At 43.7% G+C, this 20482-nt stretch carries 30 protein-coding genes; all 30 read left to right on the forward strand.

Going from position 1 to position 20482, the window contains the following annotated elements; all coding sequences use genetic code 11:
• Positions 1-187: 187 nt before the first annotated feature.
• The 30 genes from ilvB to secY all read left to right on the forward strand — a co-directional run bounded on the left by ilvB (position 188) and on the right by secY (position 20478).
• A complete protein-coding gene (gene ilvB, locus QWY16_RS00630) occupies positions 188-1918 on the forward strand; it encodes a biosynthetic-type acetolactate synthase large subunit (RefSeq protein WP_300990950.1) in 1731 nt (576 codons plus the stop codon).
• Entirely contained in the window at positions 1915-2427 is a 513-nt protein-coding gene (gene ilvN / locus QWY16_RS00635; RefSeq protein ID WP_300990951.1) for an acetolactate synthase small subunit, read from the forward strand. The genes ilvB and ilvN overlap by 4 nt, the downstream gene beginning before the upstream one ends.
• Entirely contained in the window at positions 2424-3491 is a 1068-nt protein-coding gene (ilvC, locus tag QWY16_RS00640) for a ketol-acid reductoisomerase (RefSeq protein WP_300993212.1), read from the forward strand. The genes ilvN and ilvC overlap by 4 nt, the downstream gene beginning before the upstream one ends.
• Complete coding sequence (locus tag QWY16_RS00645) at positions 3478-5019, forward strand: 2-isopropylmalate synthase (RefSeq protein WP_300990952.1); 1542 nt, start codon at positions 3478-3480, stop codon at positions 5017-5019. The genes ilvC and QWY16_RS00645 overlap by 14 nt, the downstream gene beginning before the upstream one ends.
• Positions 5020-5052: 33 nt before the next feature.
• Positions 5053-6153, forward strand: coding sequence for a 3-isopropylmalate dehydrogenase (gene leuB, locus QWY16_RS00650; RefSeq protein ID WP_300990953.1), 1101 nt, complete (start codon positions 5053-5055; stop codon positions 6151-6153).
• Positions 6154-6171: 18 nt separating this feature from the next.
• Positions 6172-7590: a 3-isopropylmalate dehydratase large subunit gene (gene leuC, locus QWY16_RS00655; RefSeq protein WP_300990954.1), complete on the forward strand. Its 1419-nt coding sequence runs from the start codon at positions 6172-6174 to the stop codon at positions 7588-7590.
• A 26-nt stretch (positions 7591-7616) separates the two neighbouring features.
• Complete coding sequence (gene leuD, locus QWY16_RS00660; RefSeq protein WP_300990955.1) at positions 7617-8207, forward strand: 3-isopropylmalate dehydratase small subunit; 591 nt, start codon at positions 7617-7619, stop codon at positions 8205-8207.
• 203 nt (positions 8208-8410) lie between these two features.
• A complete protein-coding gene (locus QWY16_RS00665) occupies positions 8411-9736 on the forward strand; it encodes a Na+/H+ antiporter family protein (protein ID WP_300990956.1) in 1326 nt (441 codons plus the stop codon).
• Positions 9737-9990: 254 nt separating this feature from the next.
• Positions 9991-10299 (forward strand): 30S ribosomal protein S10, encoded by a 309-nt coding sequence (rpsJ, locus tag QWY16_RS00670; protein ID WP_036803896.1) that lies wholly within the window; start codon positions 9991-9993, stop codon positions 10297-10299.
• 49 nt (positions 10300-10348) lie between these two features.
• A complete protein-coding gene (gene rplC, locus QWY16_RS00675; RefSeq protein ID WP_300990957.1) occupies positions 10349-10978 on the forward strand; it encodes a 50S ribosomal protein L3 in 630 nt (209 codons plus the stop codon).
• Between the two features lie 28 nt (positions 10979-11006).
• The gene (gene rplD / locus QWY16_RS00680; protein ID WP_300990958.1) at positions 11007-11630 is read left to right on the forward strand and encodes a 50S ribosomal protein L4; all 624 of its coding nucleotides are present in this window, start codon (positions 11007-11009) and stop codon (positions 11628-11630) included.
• Positions 11630-11914 (forward strand): 50S ribosomal protein L23, encoded by a 285-nt coding sequence (gene rplW / locus QWY16_RS00685; RefSeq protein ID WP_300990959.1) that lies wholly within the window; start codon positions 11630-11632, stop codon positions 11912-11914. Before rplD ends, rplW begins: the two co-directional genes overlap by 1 nt.
• Before the next feature lie 46 nt (positions 11915-11960).
• Positions 11961-12791: a 50S ribosomal protein L2 gene (rplB, locus tag QWY16_RS00690; protein WP_300990960.1), complete on the forward strand. Its 831-nt coding sequence runs from the start codon at positions 11961-11963 to the stop codon at positions 12789-12791.
• A gap of 60 nt (positions 12792-12851) precedes the next feature.
• The gene (rpsS, locus tag QWY16_RS00695; RefSeq protein ID WP_071152059.1) at positions 12852-13130 is read left to right on the forward strand and encodes a 30S ribosomal protein S19; all 279 of its coding nucleotides are present in this window, start codon (positions 12852-12854) and stop codon (positions 13128-13130) included.
• A 19-nt stretch (positions 13131-13149) separates the two neighbouring features.
• A complete protein-coding gene (gene rplV / locus QWY16_RS00700; RefSeq protein WP_300990961.1) occupies positions 13150-13491 on the forward strand; it encodes a 50S ribosomal protein L22 in 342 nt (113 codons plus the stop codon).
• Positions 13492-13494: 3 nt separating this feature from the next.
• Positions 13495-14151, forward strand: coding sequence for a 30S ribosomal protein S3 (rpsC, locus tag QWY16_RS00705; protein ID WP_071152057.1), 657 nt, complete (start codon positions 13495-13497; stop codon positions 14149-14151).
• Position 14152: 1 nt separating this feature from the next.
• Entirely contained in the window at positions 14153-14587 is a 435-nt protein-coding gene (gene rplP, locus QWY16_RS00710) for a 50S ribosomal protein L16 (RefSeq protein WP_052654124.1), read from the forward strand.
• The gene (gene rpmC, locus QWY16_RS00715) at positions 14577-14777 is read left to right on the forward strand and encodes a 50S ribosomal protein L29 (RefSeq protein ID WP_036803912.1); all 201 of its coding nucleotides are present in this window, start codon (positions 14577-14579) and stop codon (positions 14775-14777) included. Before rplP ends, rpmC begins: the two co-directional genes overlap by 11 nt.
• Positions 14778-14801: 24 nt before the next feature.
• Positions 14802-15065, forward strand: coding sequence for a 30S ribosomal protein S17 (gene rpsQ, locus QWY16_RS00720; RefSeq protein WP_036803914.1), 264 nt, complete (start codon positions 14802-14804; stop codon positions 15063-15065).
• 47 nt (positions 15066-15112) lie between these two features.
• A complete protein-coding gene (gene rplN, locus QWY16_RS00725) occupies positions 15113-15481 on the forward strand; it encodes a 50S ribosomal protein L14 (protein WP_300986745.1) in 369 nt (122 codons plus the stop codon).
• Positions 15482-15516: 35 nt separating this feature from the next.
• Complete coding sequence (rplX, locus tag QWY16_RS00730; RefSeq protein WP_300990962.1) at positions 15517-15828, forward strand: 50S ribosomal protein L24; 312 nt, start codon at positions 15517-15519, stop codon at positions 15826-15828.
• Positions 15829-15855: 27 nt separating this feature from the next.
• On the forward strand, positions 15856-16395 hold the full coding sequence (gene rplE, locus QWY16_RS00735; protein WP_300990963.1) for a 50S ribosomal protein L5: 540 nt from the start codon (positions 15856-15858) through the stop codon (positions 16393-16395).
• 19 nt (positions 16396-16414) lie between these two features.
• Positions 16415-16600 carry a 30S ribosomal protein S14 gene (gene rpsN / locus QWY16_RS00740; protein ID WP_006828941.1) on the forward strand — a complete coding sequence of 62 codons (186 nt, stop codon included), beginning with the start codon at positions 16415-16417 and terminating at the stop codon, positions 16598-16600.
• Between the two features lie 29 nt (positions 16601-16629).
• Positions 16630-17028: a 30S ribosomal protein S8 gene (rpsH, locus tag QWY16_RS00745; protein ID WP_300990964.1), complete on the forward strand. Its 399-nt coding sequence runs from the start codon at positions 16630-16632 to the stop codon at positions 17026-17028.
• Positions 17029-17058: 30 nt separating this feature from the next.
• Entirely contained in the window at positions 17059-17598 is a 540-nt protein-coding gene (gene rplF, locus QWY16_RS00750) for a 50S ribosomal protein L6 (RefSeq protein WP_300990965.1), read from the forward strand.
• Positions 17599-17631: 33 nt separating this feature from the next.
• The gene (gene rplR / locus QWY16_RS00755; protein ID WP_300990966.1) at positions 17632-17991 is read left to right on the forward strand and encodes a 50S ribosomal protein L18; all 360 of its coding nucleotides are present in this window, start codon (positions 17632-17634) and stop codon (positions 17989-17991) included.
• 20 nt (positions 17992-18011) lie between these two features.
• Positions 18012-18512: a 30S ribosomal protein S5 gene (rpsE, locus tag QWY16_RS00760; protein WP_300990967.1), complete on the forward strand. Its 501-nt coding sequence runs from the start codon at positions 18012-18014 to the stop codon at positions 18510-18512.
• A gap of 14 nt (positions 18513-18526) precedes the next feature.
• Positions 18527-18709 (forward strand): 50S ribosomal protein L30, encoded by a 183-nt coding sequence (gene rpmD, locus QWY16_RS00765; RefSeq protein ID WP_300990968.1) that lies wholly within the window; start codon positions 18527-18529, stop codon positions 18707-18709.
• Between the two features lie 33 nt (positions 18710-18742).
• Entirely contained in the window at positions 18743-19183 is a 441-nt protein-coding gene (gene rplO / locus QWY16_RS00770) for a 50S ribosomal protein L15 (protein ID WP_300990969.1), read from the forward strand.
• On the forward strand, positions 19183-20478 hold the full coding sequence (gene secY / locus QWY16_RS00775; RefSeq protein WP_300990970.1) for a preprotein translocase subunit SecY: 1296 nt from the start codon (positions 19183-19185) through the stop codon (positions 20476-20478). The genes rplO and secY overlap by 1 nt, the downstream gene beginning before the upstream one ends.
• Positions 20479-20482 lie beyond the last annotated feature (4 nt).

Raw genomic sequence — 20482 nt, forward strand, 5'->3', positions numbered from 1 at the left:
GCCGGCTCGATTAGGTTACCGTTAGCAAAGGATAAGCATAGCTTATCCGTGAGGCTGCGGTTGCGCGGCGAAATAGGGTGGTACCATGAAGCTTTTTCATCCCTATACAAAGAACAAGTTTCTTTGTGTAGGGTGAAAAAGCTTTTTTTATTCTACCAAAGACATAATCCAAAAGGAGGCGGACAGATTGGGAGTAAATGTTGAAGTAAGAGAAGTAACAAAGCAGAAACTAAAAGGCAGCGGTGCTGATGTCCTGATTCAATCGTTAAAAGAGCAAGGTGTAGATGTGATTTTCGGTTACCCTGGAGGGGCAGTGTTACCAATTTATGATGCATTGCACAGAAACCCAATTCGGCACGTGCTTGCAAGGCACGAGCAAGGTGCTATACACGCCGCTGAAGGATATGCTCGGGTCTCAGGTAAAACCGGAGTCGTTATTGCCACATCGGGTCCTGGAGCAACAAACTTAGTAACCGGAATTGCAGATGCAATGCTCGACTCACTGCCATTAGTGGTGTTTACCGGACAAGTTGCCAGTACGGTAATTGGCACAGATGCTTTTCAGGAAGCGGATATTATCGGAATTACGCAACCAATTACTAAGCATAACTATCAAGTGAAAAATGTAGAGGATTTTCCAAGAATCATCAAAGAAGCATTTTATATCGCTTCGACAGGACGGCCAGGGCCGGTTGTGGTGGACATCCCGAAAGACATCTCAACGGAAATGTTTTTAACAGACTTTCCGCAAGATAAGGCAATCCATTTGCCGGGGTACCAGCCTACTACCAACCCGAATTACTTGCAGATTCAAAAAGCAATCGAAGCTTTATCGACAGCGAAAAAGCCATTGATATTAGCTGGAGCTGGCGTATTAGCCGCTCAAGCGACAAAAGAATTGCAAACTTTTGTAGAGCGCCACCAAATTCCAGTTACTAACACGTTATTGGGACTGGGATCGATAGGAGGCAGTCACAAGCTGTTTCTCGGAATGGCTGGAATGCATGGAACATATACAGCCAACACCGCAATTTGTGAATGTGACGTTCTTTTGAATATTGGGGCACGGTTTGATGACCGGCTCACTGGTAATCTCGCAAGTTTTGCACCGAATGCGAAAGTGATCCACATTGATATTGATCCTGCTGAAATCGGAAAGAATGTACCAACAGCTATTCCGATTGTAGCGGATGCTAAAGAAGCATTACGGGAGCTGTTAAATCAAAGCTTTGAATCTCCAGATACAATCGACTGGCTGCAGCACTTATCGGCCAACATAGTGGAATATCCATTGCATTACAAGGCTGACAAGGAACGGGGAATTCTTCCTCAGCAAGCTGTCGAATTGATTCACCGCTTAACAGGAGGGGATGCAGTCGTTACGACGGACGTCGGACAACATCAAATGTGGACAGCTCAATATTACAAATTTAACCACCCCCACAACTGGGTAACATCCGGAGGGTTAGGCACGATGGGGTTCGGATTCCCTGCTGCTATTGGAGCACAATTGGCAAAGCCAAACGATATGGTAATTTCAGTAGTCGGAGATGCCGGATTCCAAATGACTTTGCAGGAATTATCACTATTGCAGGAATTAAGACTTCCAGTGAAAGTGGTTATTCTAAACAATCAAAGCCTTGGAATGGTGAGGCAGTGGCAAGAAACATTTTACGAAGAGCGTTATTCCCAATCATTGATTCATGTGCAGCCGGATTTCGTGAAGTTGGCGCAAGCTTATGATATTCAAGGGTATAAAGTGGAAACGATGGAAGAAGCGGAAAAAGTGTTTGCAGAAGCATTTGCTTCAACTGAACCGGCATTGATCGATTGTCGGGTGGTGCAAATGGAAAATGTTTATCCAATGGTCGCGCCAGGCAAGGGGTTGGATGAGATGATCGGAGTGAAAGGCGAATGAAGCGAGTCATAACAACAACGGTACTCAATCAAAGTGGCGTGTTAAACCGGGTGACAGGGCTTTTGATGAAACGTCAATTCAATATCGAAAGCATTTCGGTAGGGCATACCGAACAGCCAGGAATGTCGAAAATGACCTTCGTTGTCAATGTAGACAATGAAGCAAAGCTTGAACAATTGTTAAAACAGCTGCAAAAGCAAATTGATGTCATCAAAGTGCATGACATTACAGACAAAGCAATGGTTATGAGAGAACTGGCAATAGTGAAAGTAGTATCATCGCCAGCAGTAAGAAATGAAATTTATACCATCGTTGAACCTTTCCGGGCAACAGTAGTCGACATGAGTAAAAATGTCACTACTTTCCAGGTAGCAGGCGATCCGGAGAAGATTGAAGCATTTATTGATTTAATGCGGCCTTATGGCATTAAAGAAATTACAAGAACCGGTGTATCCGCCTTTGTGCGGGAAACCCAAAAAACACATTCAGAACAATTATCCATCTTATAAAAAACCAAAAATCGAGGAGGAAATTAAAAATGGCAAAAATGTATTATAACCAAGACGTAAACGAGCAGGTATTAGAAGGAAAAACAATCGCAATTATCGGATATGGTTCTCAGGGACATGCACACGCACAAAACTTAAAAGAATCAGGATTTGATGTGGTCGTTGGCGTAAGACCAGGGAAATCTTTTAACCAAGCACAAGAAGACGGCATGAACGTAACAACAGTAGCAGAAGCAGCACAAGCAGCAGATGTCATCATGATTTTGGTGCCGGACGAAAAACAAACGAAAATCTACAATGAAGAAATCAAACCGGCATTGACTGCTGGAAAATCACTTGTTTTTGCTCACGGCTTTAATGTTCATTTCAACCAAATCGTTGCTCCAGAAGATGTAGATGTATTCTTAGTAGCACCAAAAGGTCCAGGTCATCTTGTTCGCCGTACATACGAAGCGGGAGCAGGCGTTCCAGCGTTAATCGCCATCCATCAAGACGTTACAGGACAAGCGCAAGAAGTGGCTCTTGCTTATGCAAAAGGAATCGGTGCTGCGCGCGCTGGTGTTCTTGAAACAACATTTAAAGAAGAAACAGAAACAGATCTATTTGGCGAACAAGCAGTGCTTTGTGGCGGTGTGACATCACTTGTGAAAGCTGGATTTGAAACATTAGTGGAAGCGGGCTATCAGCCGGAAGTGGCTTACTTCGAATGCATGCACGAACTGAAATTGATTGTTGATTTGATGTATGAAGGCGGACTTTCAGGAATGCGTTATTCAATCTCTGATACAGCACAGTGGGGAGATTTCGTTTCAGGCCCTCGCATTGTCGATGCAGCAACTAAAGAACGTATGAAAGATGTTTTGACTGACATCCAAACAGGAAAATTCGCAAAAGGCTGGTTGCTTGAAAACCAATTGAACCGTCCGGAATTCACAGCTATCGAAAAAGCGGAAGAAAATCATCAAATCGAGCAAGTAGGCCGAGTACTTCGTGAGATGATGCCGTTTGTAAATGAAGGCAAGAAGACAAAAACAAAAGAGGTGGTTGCTAGTGCGCAAAATTGACATCTTTGATACAACGCTAAGGGACGGAGAACAGTCGGCCGGGATCAACTTGAATACTGCTGAGAAAATCGAAATCGCCCGCCAACTCGAACGTTTTGGGGCTACGATCATTGAGTCAGGATTTCCAGCAGCTTCACCAGGAGATTTCGATGCAGTTCAACGCATCGCAGGCACAGTGAAAAATTCAATCGTGACGGGCTTGGCCCGTTCGGTTGAAAGTGATATTTCCACTGCATGGGAAGCATTAAAAGGCGGCGAACAGCCCCATATCCATATTTTCTTGGCAACTTCACCGATTCATATGGAACATAAATTGATGAAAACACCAGAACAAGTAATCGAAACCGCTGTTGCTTCTGTTAAATACGCCAAGCAATTCTTCCCGCTGGTCCAGTGGTCGGCAGAAGATGCTTCCCGTTCCGAACCGGAATTTCTGGCACGCATCATCCGTGAAGTTATTAAAGCGGGCGCCACTACAATTAATCTGCCGGATACAGTAGGTTACGCCACACCACATGAATACGGTGCGCTATTCCGCTATATATCGGAAAATGTTATCGGTATTGAAAACGTTAAGCTATCAGCGCATTGCCATAACGATTTAGGAATGGCTACAGCGAATACACTAGCTGCTATTGAAAATGGTGCAACTCAAATAGAAGGCACGATTAACGGCATTGGAGAACGCGCCGGAAACGTAGCTCTTGAAGAAATTGCAGTCGCTCTTCATATTCGCAAGCAAGTTTATGAAACTGAAACCGGCATTCAGCTAAAAGAAATTAAGCGCACAAGTCAATTGGTAAGCCAGTTGACAGGCAGCTTGATTCAGCCGAATAAAGCTGTTGTCGGAAAAAATGCTTTCGCCCACGAATCGGGCATACATCAGGATGGCATGCTAAAAAATCCGTTGACGTATGAAATTATTACGCCGGAATTGATTGGTGATGCAAAAACTGAATTGGTGCTAGGTAAACATTCCGGCAGACATGCCTTCAAAGACCGCGCACTTAAAATGGGCTTTGAGTTGAGTGATGAAAAGCTGAAAAAAGCTTTTGTGGAATTTAAGAAACTAGCGGATCGCAAAAAAGTAATAGTGGAAGATGATTTGCTAGTTTTATTAACCGATCAGCAGATTAATGACAGCGAAATACCGGTCTATAAATTGGAAAATGTACAAGTTCATTACGGTACAGCAAATATCCCGACAGCTACAGTTTCTGCTTATCAGCCGAGCGGCGAATTGGTAACAGAAGCTGCAACAGGCGCAGGATCGGTGGAAGCGATATTCAATACGTTAGAGCGCATTGTAGCCGGCGAAGTCCATATTCTGGATTACCGGGTAACATCAATCGGCAAAGGGCGCGATGCACTAGGCGAAGCGGTCATCAATATGACGTATGACGGCGAAACAGTAACAGGACGCGACGTAGCACAAGATGTTTTGGAAGCAACAGCAAAAGCATATTTGAACACAGTCAATCGTCAATTGGTTAAATCAGGGCAAAAACTAAAAGTCCCAGCGATATAAAAAGCAAAGCAATCGAAAGAGGAGGAATTTAAAATGAAAAAAACAATAGCGGTATTGCCAGGAGACGGAATCGGACCAGAAGTAACAGATGCAGCAGTAAAAGTGCTGCAATCCATTGCAATGCGTTATGGACATACTTTTCATTTGAAACACGCGTTGATCGGAGGCAGTGCAGTCGATGCGCATAACAATCCGCTGCCTGACGAAACCATTGCCGCATGCACGGCGAGCGACGCGATTCTCCTCGGCGCTGTCGGAGGTTCGAAGTGGGACCAGAATCCAGGGCATCTTCGCCCGGAAAAAGGTTTGCTGAACATCCGTAAGCATTTCGATTTGTTTGCAAATATCCGGCCGGTCAAGGCAATTCCTGCTTTGCTTGGATCTTCTCCATTAAAAGAAGAAGTGGCAAAAGAAGTGGACATGGTAATTGTGCGTGAGCTGACAAGCGGCTTGTATTTTGGAGAACCGAAACGCCGGACAGAAAAGGCGGGAATCGATACACTCGTTTATACACGCGAAGAAATTGAACGGATTGTCGATCAGGCATTTGAAATTGCCCGCACACGAAGAGGGAAAGTAACTTCAGTTGATAAAGCAAATGTGCTGGAAACAAGCAAACTATGGCGCGAAGTAGTGGAAGAACGGAAAGCAGCTTATCCGGATGTTGAAGTAGAACATATGCTGGTCGATTCAGCAGCGATGAAACTGATCACGGATCCACGCCAGTTTGATGTCGTAGTTACTGAAAATATGTTTGGTGACATTCTAAGCGATGAAGCTTCAGTTATCACAGGTTCACTTGGTATGCTGCCTTCAGCAAGTGTGCGTTCAGATGGCTTTGGTCTATACGAGCCGGTACATGGTTCAGCTCCTGATATCGCGGGGCAGAATAAAGCTAACCCGTCCGCTGCTATTTTATCGGCAGCGATGATGCTGCGACATTCGTTCGGCATGCATACGGAAGCGGCGGCAATCGAAGAAGCAGTTATGAGCGTGTTGGAGGATGGTTATTGCACAGGTGATTTGTCGGTTGAAGGCAAGCATGTAGTATCAACGGATCGATTCGTTACAAAAGTGATTGAAGAGTTGGAAAGAGAATTTGTTTCAGAACATATCATGTATTCTTATGTTTGATTGAAAGGAGAGGTTTGCATGGCGAAAACGATTATCGAAAAGATTTGGGAACAGCATATTGTATACGAAGAGCAAGGAAAGCCGGATCTCCTTTACATCGACCTTCATTTATTGCACGAAGTCACTTCGCCTCAGGCATTCGAAGGGCTTCGGCTAAATGGCCGCAAAGTGCGCCGGCCGGACTTGTGTTTTGCGACAATGGACCACAATGTGCCGACGAGAAACCGAGAAACGATCACAGATCCAATTTCCCGCAAGCAAATTAAGACTCTCCAGCAAAATTGTGATGAGTTCGGCGTTCCGCTTGCCGGCATCAATCACCCGGACCAAGGAATTGTCCACGTTATCGGACCGGAGCTGGGGCTTACACAGCCGGGCAAAACAATTGTCTGCGGAGATAGTCATACCTCCACTCACGGAGCGTTTGGCGCTTTGGCATTTGGAATCGGCACCAGTGAAGTAGAGCATGTCCTTTCAACTCAAACTCTATGGCAATCAAAACCAAAAACGATGGAAATCCGCATTGACGGCGAACTGGGCTTCGGAGTTTCTGCTAAAGATGTAATTTTAGCGATTATCGCGAAGTTCGGGGTTGATATGGGGACTGGGCATATTGTGGAATACACAGGAGATGCCATTCGCAAGCTTTCTATGGAGGAACGGATGACTATTTGCAATATGTCAATTGAAGCGGGCGCTCGTGCCGGATTGATCAGTCCGGATGAAACGACCGTTGAATACTTGAGAGGTCGCAGACATGTGCCAAAAGGTGAAGCGTTTGAACAGGAAGCCGCTAGGTGGAAAGCATTGGCAACTGAAGAAGGAGCTGCGTACGATGTGTCGCTCAGCATTCATGCAGATGAAATTTCTCCTTTTGTCACTTGGGGAACGAACCCTTCGATGGGATCAGGCATCGCAGGCCGAGTGCCTCACGAAGCGGACTATGACAAACAAGCGGACCGTGATGCATTAAAGCAGGCTTTAGCGTATATGCAGCTAGAACAAGGTGCACCATTATCTTCTATCGATATCCAGCATGTCTTTATCGGTTCCTGCACCAATGCACGTATTGGAGATCTGAGAGCTGCGAGTGCAATTGTCGAAGGGAAAAAAGTGCATCCATCGGTAACTGCCATAGTTGTTCCAGGATCAGAATCGGTGAAACGGGCAGCAGAAGCAGAAGGATTGGATAAAATCTTCCTAGAAGCTGGGTTCGAATGGCGGGAAACAGGATGCAGTATGTGTTTGGCGATGAACGAAGATTCTGTGCCTGCAGGAGAACGCTGTGCTTCCACTTCAAACCGGAACTTTGAAGGGCGCCAAGGAGCGGGTTCTATGACGCATTTGGTCAGTCCAGTCATGGCAGCAGCTGCTGCAATTGAAGGGCATTTGACAGATGTTCGTAATTTTATGAAAGAACCAGTGCCAACAGCATAGATAAAGTGGACAAGGAGGCAAAGTACATGAAGCCAATCAACAAAATCACAAGCATTATGACGCCGCTTGACCGAAAAAATGTGGATACGGACCAAATTATTTCTAAAGAGTTTTTAAAGCGCATCGAACGTACAGGGTTCGGGAAATATTTGTTTTATCATTGGCGCTTCCATCAGGATGGCACACCGAGAGAAGACTTTGTCCTCAACGAACCGCGTTACAAGGGCTCCGAAATTTTGGTCGCACAAGAGAACTTTGGCTGCGGCTCTTCACGCGAACATGCTCCGTGGGCAATTCAAGATTATGGATTTAATGTTGTTATAGCACCAAGCTATGCAGATATCTTCTATAATAACTGTGTGAAAAACGGCATTCTGCCTATTCGCTTAACGGATCAGGAAGTCGATGAATTGATTCAAAAAGGGCAAAAAGAAAGCTTTCAGCTGGAAGTCAATTTGGAAGAGCAGACGGTAACCGCGCAAGACGGAAGCCGTTATGAATTCACAATTGATCCGTATTGGAAAGAAATGCTGCTCAAAGGCTGGGATGAGATTGCTTTGACGTTTCAATACGATGACTACATCGCAGCGTATGAACAAAAGCAGCAACAAACTTAATACCGATTCATATGTAGTAGAAATCCTTCGCAGTCAGCGAGGGATTTTTTATTGCAGTAAAATTTATATCTTTCTGGTTCATCTATTTTCTGAGTTTTTCTACTTTCAGCGATACCGGCTTTTGCGGTTGACATCCTTTTTGAGTTTTGTTAATTTTAAGTGTGTACTTTAACGCTTTAGCAAACTAAAGGAGATTTTATAATATGAATGCAGTAATTATTGCGGTCTTAGTGATGTTAGTTTTAAGCCTGTTGCGCGTCAATGTGGTCTTCGCCTTATTGATCGGCGCGCTTGCTGGGGGATTGAGCGGCGGCTTATCATTTATAGATACCGTTTCAGCGTATACTGATGGGTTGGGAGCAGGAGCGACCATTGCGCTCAGTTATGCCATGCTCGGAGGATTTGCAGTAGCGATATCGCGCACCGGCATTCCTGAATTGCTTGTGTCAAAAGTTTTGAAACTGGTCAATAAAGAAGGGGAAGCGACAAGAGAGAATCTGGCAAAGGCTTTAATCATATTTGCCTTGCTTGTCATGGCGATTTTTTCGCAAAACTTGATTCCGATTCACATTGCGTTTATCCCGTTGTTAGTCCCGCCAATATTGCATATTTTAAATGAGCTGCGGATTGACCGTCGCTTGATTGCTACTGTACTGACTTTCGGTTTAACGGCGCCTTATATTTTACTGCCGTATGGCTTCGGGTTGATCTTCCATGAAATCGTTGCAACTCAGATGGAGCTGGCGGGATTGCCGATCGATATGGCAGATATTCCGAAAGCGATGGTGATTCCGGTTGGAGGCATGGTCATCGGTTTAGTGGTTGCTGTTTTCATCGCTTACCGAAAACCGAGAGACTACCATACAAAAATTAGTACTACTATAGAAGAAACTCCAAAAAAGGTGGCTTCGAAAAAAGATATCATTGTGACGATTCTTGCTTTGTTTGCTGCTTTGTACGGTCAGATCCAAACGGATTCAATGATCATCGGAGCGCTTGCAGGTATTTTGGTGCTGTATATTTTCGGAGCGATGAAATGGCGGGAGGCGGACGATGTCTTGAGTGCTGGGATGCGTATGATGGCATTCATCGGTTTCGTAATGATTTCGGCTAACGGCTTTGCTTCTGTTATTCAAGCAACTGGAGCAGTCGAGCCGCTCGTTGCCAGTGTGGCGGATGCGTTCAATGGCAACAAAGGAGTTGCAGCATTCTTCATGTTAGTAGTAGGGCTATTGGTGACAATGGGAATCGGTTCTTCATTTGCTACCATTCCGATCATTGCAGCCATCTTCGTTCCATTAAGTATGGAATTTGGATTCTCGACGATCGCCATCATTTCATTAATAGGTACAGCAGGTGCTTTAGGAGATGCCGGTTCGCCTGCATCAGACTCGACGCTCGGACCGACTGCAGGCCTTAACATGGATGGCCAACACAATCACATCTGGGATACTTGTGTACCGACGTTCATTTATTACAATATTCCGCTTGTCGTGTTCGGCTGGTTTGCGGTAATGTTTATGGCTTAAGAAAAAAAAATTCGGACTTTTCGCGTATGAGTTGAATATCCGAAATATCCTGTTATACTAATAAAAGCGAATTGAAAAGAATTTCGTGGAAAGTCTTGCGGAATTCTTTTTTCTTATGTATAATGGTGAATGTTGGTCTTTGACTGCGATGAAGCGAGAGGTTACCGATACACCCGGCCGCTTTGCCATGGCGAGTGATTGGAAAATTTTCGTGGAGAATGTCTATCCAAAATAGGCGAAAAGGAGGGAAAGTAATGGCAAAACAGAAAATTCGTATCCGTTTAAAAGCATATGATCATAGAGTTTTAGATCAGTCTGCTGAGAAAATTGTAGAAACTGCAAAACGTTCAGGTGCAAGTGTATCGGGTCCGATCCCGTTGCCAACTGAAAAGTCAGTCTACACAATCTTGCGTTCTGTGCATATTTATAAAGATTCACGTGAGCAATTCGAAATGCGCACGCACAAACGTCTGATCGATATCGTTAACCCAACACCACAAACAGTTGACGCGTTAATGAAATTAGATTTACCATCCGGCGTCGACATTGAAATTAAACTTTAATCGACAAACGAAATAGAAAAACTCAAATAATCACAGGAGGTGTGACAACATGACCAAAGGAATCTTAGGTAGAAAAATCGGTATGACGCAAGTTTTTGCTGAGAACGGTGATTTAATCCCTGTAACTGTAGTTGAAGCTGCTCCAAACGTAGTACTTCAAAAGAAAACAGTTGAGGTTGACGGCTACGAAGCGATCCAGTTAGGTTTTGAAGATAAGCGCGAAAAGCTTTCTAACAAACCAGCTAAAGGACACGTAGCAAAAGCGAACACTGCTCCTAAGCGCTTCATTCGCGAACTTCGCAATGTAAACTTAGCTGATTACGAGATTGGTCAGGAAGTCAAAGTAGATGTATTCGCAGAAGGCGATGTAGTAGATGTTACAGGAACAACAAAAGGTAAAGGTTTCCAGGGTGTTATCAAACGCCACGGACAATCACGCGGACCAATGACTCACGGTTCACGCTACCACCGTCGTCCTGGTTCAATGGGTCCGGTTGCTCCAAACCGCGTATTCAAACAGAAGAAATTGCCTGGTCAAATGGGTGGAACGACAATTACGATTCAAAACCTTCAAATCGTTAAGGTTGATGCTGAACGTAACTTGCTTCTAATCAAAGGTAATGTTCCAGGTTCACGCAAAGCATTGCTTCGCGTAAAATCAGCGATCAAATCGAATTAATATTTTTTAGAGGAAGGAGGAAACACGAATGCCTAAAGTAGCTTTATTAAATCAAACAGGTTCACAAGTGGGCGACATCGAATTGAACGACTATGTATTCGGTATCGAGCCAAATGAAGCCGTGTTATTTGACGCAGTTGTGATGCAGCGCGCTTCACTTCGTCAAGGTAACCATAAAGTAAAAAACCGTTCTGAAGTAGCTGGTGGTGGTAAAAAGCCATGGCGCCAAAAAGGAACTGGTCGTGCCCGTCAAGGTTCAATCCGTTCGCCACAATGGCGTGGAGGCGGTATCGTATTCGGTCCAACACCACGTAGCTATAGCTATAAATTACCTAAAAAAGTCCGTCGCTTAGCACTTCGCTCTGCACTTTCATCAACTGTAGTTGGAGAAAAATTGATGGTACTTGAAGGTTTGACATTTGATGCACCAAAAACAAAAGCATTTACTCAATTGATCCAAGATCTTTCGATTGGTAAAAAAGCTTTGTTCGTAACTGCTGACCCGGATGAAAACGTAGCATTGTCTGCTCGTAACATTCAAGGTATGACAGTGGTAGCAGCAACTGGTATTAACGTTTTAGATTTGCTTGGACATGACAAAATTGTTATGACAAAAGCGGCAATAGAGAAAATTGAGGAGGTGCTTAGTTAATGGAAGCACGTGATATTCTAAAGCGTCCAGTCATTACTGAGCGTTCTTCTGAAGTAATGGCAGATAAGAAGTACACTTTTGAAGTGGACACTCGCGCTAATAAAACACAAGTAAAACATGCTGTTCAAGACATCTTCGGAGTTCAAGTTGAGAAAGTCAACATCATGAACTACAAAGGGAAATTCAAACGCATGGGCAAACATGCAGGCTACACTAACAAACGCCGCAAAGCGATTGTTAAATTGACTGCTGACTCAAAAGACATCGAATTATTCGAAATTTAATTTTCTAAAGTTCTGATAGAACTAATCAAAGAAGGAGGGAAACAACGTGGGGATTAAAAAATATAAACCTACCACTAACGGTCGTCGTAACATGACTAGTTCGGATTTCGCTGAAATCACTACGAACAAGCCAGAGAAATCGCTTCTACAACCAACGAAGCGTAAAGGCGGCCGTAACAACCAAGGTAAAATAACTGTACGCCATCACGGTGGTGGACATAAACGCCAATACCGTGTCATCGATTTCAAACGTAACAAAGATGGCATTCCAGGACGCGTTGCTACGATCGAATACGATCCAAACCGCTCTGCAAACATCGCATTGATTCATTACGCTGATGGAGAGAAACGTTACATCTTGGCTCCAAAAGGCGTTGAAGTTGGAACTCAAATCATGTCAGGAATCGAAGCTGATATCAAAGCGGGTAACGCTTTGCCACTTTCAAACATCCCTATGGGTTCTACAATCCATAACATTGAATTGAAGCCAGGCGGCGGCGGACAACTAGTACGCTCTGCAGGAACTTCAGCTCAGGTGCTTGGTAAAGAAGGCAAATACGTAACTGTGCGTTTGCAATCAGGTGAAGTTCGCATGATTCTTGCTACTTGCCGCGCAACTATCGGTGCTGTAGGGAACGAACAACACGAATTGATTAACATTGGTAAAGCAGGCCGTAACCGCTGGTTAGGCAAACGCTCAACAGTCCGCGGATCTGTAATGAACCCTAACGATCACCCACACGGTGGTGGTGAAGGACGTTCGCCAATCGGACGTAAATCACCAATGTCTCCATGGGGTAAACCGACTCTTGGATACAAAACACGCAAGAAAACGAACAAGTCAGACAAGTTCATCGTGCGTCGTCGTAAAAAATAATTTGATTCCGCTACGGTTCAGCATAAGAACCGTGGTGCGATCACGAAGGGAGGATCCCAAATGGGCCGCAGCTTGAAAAAAGGACCTTTTGCTGACGATCATCTTATGAAAAAAGTTGAAGCGCAAAAGGATTCTGAGAAAAAACAAGTGATTAAAACTTGGTCTCGCCGTTCTACAATTTTCCCGACATTCATCGGACAAACAATTGCAGTATACGATGGCCGTAAGCACATCCCTGTATACGTAACTGAAGATATGGTAGGCCATAAACTAGGTGAATTTGCTCCAACACGCAAATACGCTAGTCATGGTGCAGACGATAAGAAAACAAGACGTTAATTGAGAGGAGGATTTCCCCATGCAAGCAAAAGCTGTTGCTAGAACAGTACGTATTGCTCCTCGTAAAGTCCGTTTAGTAGTAGATTTAATCCGAGGCAAGCAAATTGGCGAAGCCGTTGCGATTTTAAAACACACTCCAAAAGCATCATCGATTGTTATTGAGAAGTTATTAAAATCTGCAGCTGCTAACGCTGAACACAACTACGAAATGAACCTGGACAACTTGATCGTTAGCGAAGTATTCGTTGATGAAGGTCCAACATTAAAACGTTTCCGTCCACGTGCAATGGGACGCGCAAGCGCAATCAACAAACGTACAAGCCACATCACATTAGTGGTATCTGAGAAGAAGGAGGGATAATTCGTGGGACAAAAAATACATCCAATAGGGATGCGTATCGGAATCATTCGTGACTGGGAGTCCAAATGGTACGCTGAAAAAGACTATGCGACACTTCTTCACGAAGATATTAAAATCCGTGAATACATCGAAGCACGTTTGAAAGAAGCATCAGTTTCAAAAATTGAAATTGAACGCGCTGCAAACCGTGTAAACGTAACGATTCACACTGCGAAACCAGGTATGGTAATTGGTAAAGGTGGTTCTGAAGTAGAAGTACTTCGCAAACAGCTTAATACTATGACTGGCAAGCGTGTACACATCAACATCATCGAAATCAAAAGAGCTGACCTTGATGCGAGACTAGTTGCTGAAAGCGTAGCACGTCAATTGGAAAACCGCGTGTCTTTCCGTCGTGCACAAAAACAAGCAATCCAGCGCACTATGCGTTCTGGCGCTAAAGGGATCAAAACTCAAGTATCTGGACGTCTAGGCGGCGCTGACATTGCGCGTGCTGAACACTACAGTGAAGGCACTGTTCCGCTCCATACGCTACGCGCTGACATCGATTATGCGCATGCTGAAGCAGACACTACTTATGGTAAGCTTGGCGTAAAAGTATGGATCTACCGCGGTGAAGTCCTTCCAACTAAGAAGAAATCTGAGGAAGGAGGCAAATAATATGTTAATGCCTAAACGCGTTAAATATCGTCGTGAGCACCGCGGAAAAATGCGCGGAGAAGCTAAAGGCGGCAAAGAAATCGCATTCGGTGAATTTGGTCTCCAAGCTTTAGAATCATCTTGGATCACAAACCGCCAAATCGAAGCAGCACGTATTTCCATGACTCGTTACATGAAACGTGGCGGTAAAGTATGGATTAAAATTTTCCCGCATAAACCATATACGAAAAAGCCTCTTGAGGTTCGTATGGGATCCGGTAAAGGTTCGCCTGAAGGCTGGGTAGCGGTTGTTAAAACAGGTAAAATTATGTTTGAACTTGCAGGAGTATCTGAAGAAGTGGCACGCGAAGCATTGCGCCTTGCATCTCACAAACTTCCGATCAAAACGAAGTTCGTAAAACGTGAAGAAATTGGTGGTGAATCGAATGAAAGCTAATGAAATCCGTGACTTAACCACTGCTGAAATCGAACAAAAAGTGAAATCACTGAAAGAAGAGCTTTTCAACCTTCGCTTCCAATTGGCTACTGGTCAATTAGAAAACACTGCTCGCATCCGCGAAGTTCGTAAAGCGATCGCGCGTATGAAAACTGTGATTCATGAAAGAGAAATCAGTGGCAATAACTGATAATTCGAGAGGAGGTTTGCAAGTATGACTGAGCGTAACCAACGCAAAGTATACACAGGCCGTGTTGTGTCTGACAAAATGGACAAAACCGTTACAGTAATGGTTGAAACTCAAAAGAAGCATGCACTTTATGGCAAACGTGTAAAATACTCTAAGAAATTTAAAGCTCATGATGAGCTAAACGAAGCGAAAATGGGCGACATCGTTCGTATCATGGAAACTCGTCCGCTATCAGCTACAAAACGTTTCCGCGTATTGGAAATTGTAGAAAAAGCGGTTATTATCTAATTTAAATAAGTTCGGAACCTAAGAAATTCCGGAGGGAGGTAACCTAAGTGATCCAACAGGAAAGTCGTTTAAAAGTTGCAGACAACTCGGGTGCTCGTGAAGTACTAGCGATTAAAGTACTTGGTGGTTCTGGTCGTAAGACTGCAAACATCGGTGACGTAATCGTTTGTACCGTGAAGAAAGCAACACCAGGTGGCGTTGTTAAGAAGGGTGAAGTCGTTAAGGCTGTCATCGTTCGCACGAAAAGCGGAGCTCGCCGTAAAGATGGTACTTACATCAAATTTGATGAAAATGCATGTGTTATCATTCGTGACGATAAAGGTCCACGCGGAACACGTATTTTCGGACCTGTTGCACGCGAACTTCGCGACAGCAACTTCATGAAAATCGTTTCACTTGCTCCTGAAGTTCTTTAATAAATCAATGTGCCATACCAAGGAGGTGCGACAGAATGCATGTTAAAAAAGGCGATACAGTTAAGGTGATCTCAGGTAAAGATAAAGGCAAAACAGGTGTTGTTTTAGCTGCTCTACCTAAGAAAGACCGCGTGCTTATTGAAGGTGTCAACATCATCAAGAAGCATACAAAACCGAACCAGGCAAACCCACAAGGTGGAATTGTCAGCCAAGAAGCAGCAATTCACGTTTCTAACGTTATGTTACTTGACCCTAAATCCGGCGAGCCGACTCGTGTAGGATATAAGGTTGAAGATGGTAAAAAAGTTCGTGTTGCAAAAAAATCCGGTGAAAAATTAGATAAATAAAATTCCTGAATGAAGGGAGGTACACACATGAACCGCCTAAAAGAAAAATATGTGAATGAAATCACTCCTGCTCTAGTGAGCAAGTTTGAATATAAATCAGTAATGCAAACTCCTAAAGTTGATAAAATTGTTGTCAATATGGGTGTGGGTGAAGCTGTTCAAAACACTAAGTCTCTTGACTCGGCTGTTGAAGAATTACAAACGATTACTGGTCAAAAACCAGTTATTACTAAAGCTAAGAAATCTATCGCTGGTTTCCGTCTTCGTGAAGGAATGCCAATCGGATGTAAAGTTACACTACGCGGAGAGCGTATGTACGACTTCCTGGATAAATTAATTGCTATCTCACTTCCACGTGTACGTGACTTCCGTGGCGTTTCGAAAAAATCTTTCGACGGACGCGGTAACTACACACTTGGCGTGAAAGAACAATTGATCTTCCCTGAAATCGATTATGATAAAGTTTCTAAAGTACGCGGTATGGACATCGTAATTGTAACAACTGCGAACTCTGATGAAGAAGCTCGTGAGTTATTAACACAATTCGGAATGCCGTTCCAAAAGTAAACGTGAGGGAGGCGTAAACGTGGCTAAAAAATCTATGATCGCAAAACAAAAACGCACGCCAAAGTTTAAAGTACAAGAGTACACACGCTGTGAAAGATGCGGGCGTCCGCATTCAGTATTACGCAAATTTAAACTTTGCCGTATTTGTTTCCGTGAACTTGCATATGTGGGACAAATTCCTGGCGTCAAAAAAGCCAGCTGGTAATCCCCTAATTTGGGAAGGAGGTAAAAGTAATGACAATGACAGATCCGATTGCAGATATGCTGACACGCATTCGTAATGCGAATATGGTACGTCACGAGAAATTAGAGCTTCCAGCTTCTAACGTGAAAAAAGACATCGCTGAAATTCTTAAGCGTGAAGGTTTCGTCCGTGACGTTGAATATGTTGAAGACGACAAACAAGGCATGATCCGGATTTTCTTAAAATACGGAGCTAACAACGAACGCGTTATTACTGGATTGAAACGTATTTCAAAACCAGGATTGCGTGTATACGCTAAAACTAATGAGGTGCCACGTGTACTAAACGGTCTAGGAATCGCTTTAGTATCGACATCCCAAGGATTAATTACTGATAAAGAAGCCCGCGCGAAACAAATCGGCGGAGAAATCATAGCATACGTTTGGTAATAGACAACAAACGAATGGAGGTGCAACAGAATGTCACGTGTAGGTAAAAAACCAATCGAGGTTCCTGCAAGCGTTACGATCACAGTTGGAGACAACAACGTCGTAACTGTTAAAGGTCCTAAAGGCGAGTTGACTCGCACATTTAACAAAGATATCGCAATTACACAAGAAGAAAACGTGCTAACTCTAACACGTCCTTCAGATTCAAAAGAACACCGCACAATTCACGGTACAACTCGTGCTTTGCTAGCGAACATGGTTCATGGAGTTTCTGAAGGATTCGAGCGTGTGCTTGAATTAGTTGGTGTTGGTTACCGTGCGCAATTACAAGGACAAAAATTGGTTCTTAACGTTGGTTACTCACATCCGGTAGAATTTACTCCGGAAGAAGGAGTTTCAGTTGAAGTTCCAGCTAACACTCGCGTTATCGTTAGAGGTATTGACAAAGAACGGGTTGGAGCACTTGCTTCAAACATCCGCCAAGTACGTCCGCCAGAGCCATATAAAGGCAAAGGGATTCGTTACGAAGGGGAAAAAGTTCGCCGCAAAGAAGGTAAAACAGGTAAATAATGCTGCTTAGGCAGTCTGAAAGGAGTGACCTCAGTGATTACGAAACTCGATAAAAACGCATCTCGTAAAAAGCGTCATGCTCGTGTACGTTCTAAAATCACGGGTACAGCATCACGCCCGCGTTTAAACGTATTCCGTTCAAATAAATACATTTATGCACAATTGATCGATGACGTAAATGGTGTAACATTAACTAGCGCATCATCAATGGAAAAAGACTTCGAAGGTTCAAAAGGAAATCTTGAAGCTGCAGCAAAAGTTGGCGAAACTATCGCAAAACGCGCTGTTGAACAAGGATTTACATCGATTGTTTTTGACCGCGGTGGTTATTTATATCATGGACGTGTTAAAGCTCTTGCAGAAGCTGCACGTGAAAATGGTTTACAATTTTAAAAGAAGGAGGGACACATTTCATGCGTCGTATTGATCCAAACAAACTTGAACTTGAAGAACGCGTAGTTACGATTAACCGCGTAGCGAAAGTTGTAAAAGGTGGACGTCGTTTCCGTTTCTCCGCATTAGTTGTTGTAGGCGACAAAAATGGTAATGTCGGCTTTGGTACTGGTAAAGCACAAGAAGTTCCAGATGCAATCCGTAAAGCTATTGAAGATGCGAAGAAAAACCTAATTGAAGTACCTATGGTTAAAGGTACAACTCCACATCTAGTAATCGGCCGCTTTGGTGCTGGCCAGATTCTTATCAAACCTGCTTCACCGGGTACTGGGGTAATTGCAGGCGGACCTGTCCGTGCGGTACTTGAACTTGCTGGAGTACAAGACATCTTGTCTAAATCTTTAGGTTCAAGCACACCAATCAACATGGTGCGTGCAACTATCAACGGTTTAACTCAACTGAAAAGTGCTGAACAAGTTGCAAAACTACGCGGCAAAACTACAGAAGAGCTATTAGGATAAGGAGGGAAAATTACATGGCTACTAAACTAGAAATTACCCTCACAAAATCTGTGATCGGTTCAAAACCGACACAACGTAAAGTTGTTCAATCACTTGGACTACGCAAAATGAATCAAACAGTTGAGCAGCAAGACAATGCAGCCGTTCGCGGTATGCTTGATAAAGTCGCTCATTTAGTAACTATTAAAGAAGTTTAATCCCTGATTTCTATAGAAGGAGGTGCCAACCAAATGAAACTTCATGAATTAAAACCAGCAGAAGGTTCACGCAGTTCTAGAAAGCGTATCGGACGCGGTATCGGTTCAGGTACTGGTAAAACAGCAGGTAAAGGTCATAAAGGTCAAAACGCACGTTCAGGCGGCGGAGTTCGCCCTGGATTCGAGGGTGGTCAAAACCCATTGTTCCGTCGTTTGCCTAAACGCGGATTTACGAACATAAACCGCAAAGACTACGCTATTGTGAACCTTGATGTATTGAACCGTTTCGACGAAGGCACAGAAATTACACCTGCATTGCTGATTGAATCAGGTGTTGTGAGCAACGAACGTTCTGGAATCAAGATTCTAGGCAATGGTAGTTTAGAGAAGAAACTGACTGTTAGAGCTCACAAATTCTCTGGATCAGCTAAAGAAGCGATCGAAGCTGCCGGTGGACAAACCGAGGTGCTTTAATGTTTCAGACAATCTCCAATTTTATGCGCGTGACTGATATTCGAAATAAAATTTTCTTTACATTACTGATGCTCGTCATTTTCCGCCTCGGAACTTTCATTCCGGTGCCGAATGTCGATGCGGATGTATTGCAAGCTACCGATCAAGCTGGCTTGATTGGATTCTTAAATACTTTCGGTGGAGGCGCCCTTGCTAACTTTTCGATTTTAGCGATGGGAATTATGCCATACATTACAGCGTCAATCATCGTGCAATTATTGCAGATGGACGTTGTACCGAAATTTGCTGAGTGGGCGAAACAAGGGGAAGTCGGAAGACGGAAACTTGCTCAATTCACTCGCTACTTCACAATAGTACTTGCCTTTATACAAGCGATCGGAATGTCTTACGGTTTCAACCAAATTTATGGTGGAACATTAATACAGAACGATACGATTGCAACTTATGCAGTCATCGCGATTGTTTTAACGGGCGGTACAGCTTTTCTACTGTGGCTTGGTGAGCAGATTACGGCAAAAGGTGTGGGGAACGGTATTTCGATTATCATCTTCGCTGGGATTGTCGCTGCAATACCTGGAGCTATCAACCAATTATATGCACAGCAGATTGAAGGAGCTGGAGATCAACTTCCAATCAATCTTGCCATCATGGCATTGCTTGCGTTAGCAGTTGTTGCTGTTACTGTTTTGGTTATCTATGTACAGCAAGCGCTGCGCAAAATTCCAATTCAGTATGCAAAACGTGTTGCTGGCCGCGGCCAAACAACAAGTGCACAACAAACGCATTTACCTTTGAAAGTAAACTCGGCTGGGGTTATTCCGGTAATCTTTGCAGTAGCGTTTATCATTACGCCACAAACCATCGCTTCTTTCTTTGGAGCCAACGCGTTTACGGATGCAGTACAGAATACGTTTGATTACACCCGTCCTGTCGGCATGATCATTTATGTCGCTTTGATTGTTGCATTCACGTACTTCTATGCATTCATTCAGGTAAATCCTGAAAACATGTCGGATAACTTGAAAAAGCAAGGTGCTTATATTCCAGGAATCCGTCCGGGAAAAAATACACAAGATTATTTAACAAGTGTGTTATACCGTTTAACATTTGTCGGCGCTATTTTCCTTGCAGTTATTTCAGTTATGCCGATTTTCTTCATCAACCTTGCGGGCTTGCCCCAATCGGCTCAAATCGGCGGGACTAGTTTATTGATCATCGTAGGGGTAGCGCTTGAAACAATGAAACAACTGGAATCACAACTTGTTAAACGTCATTATAAAGGCTTTATGAAATAATCAA

Origin of the sequence: Planococcus shenhongbingii, assembly GCF_030413635.1 — a bacterium.
Classification (GTDB): Bacteria; Bacillota; Bacilli; order Bacillales_A; family Planococcaceae; genus Planococcus; species Planococcus shenhongbingii.

Excerpts from the sequence above, each read along its gene's own strand:
- ilvN (WP_300990951.1), top strand. The coding sequence starts at position 1,915 with ATGAAGCGAGTCATAACAACAACGGTACTCAATCAAAGTGGCGTGTTA.
- leuB (WP_300990953.1), top strand. The coding sequence starts at position 5,053 with ATGAAAAAAACAATAGCGGTATTGCCAGGAGACGGAATCGGACCAGAA.
- leuC (WP_300990954.1), top strand. The coding sequence starts at position 6,172 with ATGGCGAAAACGATTATCGAAAAGATTTGGGAACAGCATATTGTATAC.
- leuD (WP_300990955.1), top strand. The coding sequence starts at position 7,617 with ATGAAGCCAATCAACAAAATCACAAGCATTATGACGCCGCTTGACCGA.
- QWY16_RS00665 (WP_300990956.1), top strand. The coding sequence starts at position 8,411 with ATGAATGCAGTAATTATTGCGGTCTTAGTGATGTTAGTTTTAAGCCTG.
- rpsJ (WP_036803896.1), top strand. The coding sequence starts at position 9,991 with ATGGCAAAACAGAAAATTCGTATCCGTTTAAAAGCATATGATCATAGA.
- rplC (WP_300990957.1), top strand. The coding sequence starts at position 10,349 with ATGACCAAAGGAATCTTAGGTAGAAAAATCGGTATGACGCAAGTTTTT.
- rplD (WP_300990958.1), top strand. The coding sequence starts at position 11,007 with ATGCCTAAAGTAGCTTTATTAAATCAAACAGGTTCACAAGTGGGCGAC.
- rplW (WP_300990959.1), top strand. The coding sequence starts at position 11,630 with ATGGAAGCACGTGATATTCTAAAGCGTCCAGTCATTACTGAGCGTTCT.
- rpsS (WP_071152059.1), top strand. The coding sequence starts at position 12,852 with ATGGGCCGCAGCTTGAAAAAAGGACCTTTTGCTGACGATCATCTTATG.
- rplV (WP_300990961.1), top strand. The coding sequence starts at position 13,150 with ATGCAAGCAAAAGCTGTTGCTAGAACAGTACGTATTGCTCCTCGTAAA.
- rplP (WP_052654124.1), top strand. The coding sequence starts at position 14,153 with ATGTTAATGCCTAAACGCGTTAAATATCGTCGTGAGCACCGCGGAAAA.
- rpmC (WP_036803912.1), top strand. The coding sequence starts at position 14,577 with ATGAAAGCTAATGAAATCCGTGACTTAACCACTGCTGAAATCGAACAA.
- rpsQ (WP_036803914.1), top strand. The coding sequence starts at position 14,802 with ATGACTGAGCGTAACCAACGCAAAGTATACACAGGCCGTGTTGTGTCT.
- rplX (WP_300990962.1), top strand. The coding sequence starts at position 15,517 with ATGCATGTTAAAAAAGGCGATACAGTTAAGGTGATCTCAGGTAAAGAT.
- rplE (WP_300990963.1), top strand. The coding sequence starts at position 15,856 with ATGAACCGCCTAAAAGAAAAATATGTGAATGAAATCACTCCTGCTCTA.
- rpsH (WP_300990964.1), top strand. The coding sequence starts at position 16,630 with ATGACAATGACAGATCCGATTGCAGATATGCTGACACGCATTCGTAAT.
- rplF (WP_300990965.1), top strand. The coding sequence starts at position 17,059 with ATGTCACGTGTAGGTAAAAAACCAATCGAGGTTCCTGCAAGCGTTACG.
- rpsE (WP_300990967.1), top strand. The coding sequence starts at position 18,012 with ATGCGTCGTATTGATCCAAACAAACTTGAACTTGAAGAACGCGTAGTT.
- rpmD (WP_300990968.1), top strand. The coding sequence starts at position 18,527 with ATGGCTACTAAACTAGAAATTACCCTCACAAAATCTGTGATCGGTTCA.
- rplO (WP_300990969.1), top strand. The coding sequence starts at position 18,743 with ATGAAACTTCATGAATTAAAACCAGCAGAAGGTTCACGCAGTTCTAGA.
- secY (WP_300990970.1), top strand. The coding sequence starts at position 19,183 with ATGTTTCAGACAATCTCCAATTTTATGCGCGTGACTGATATTCGAAAT.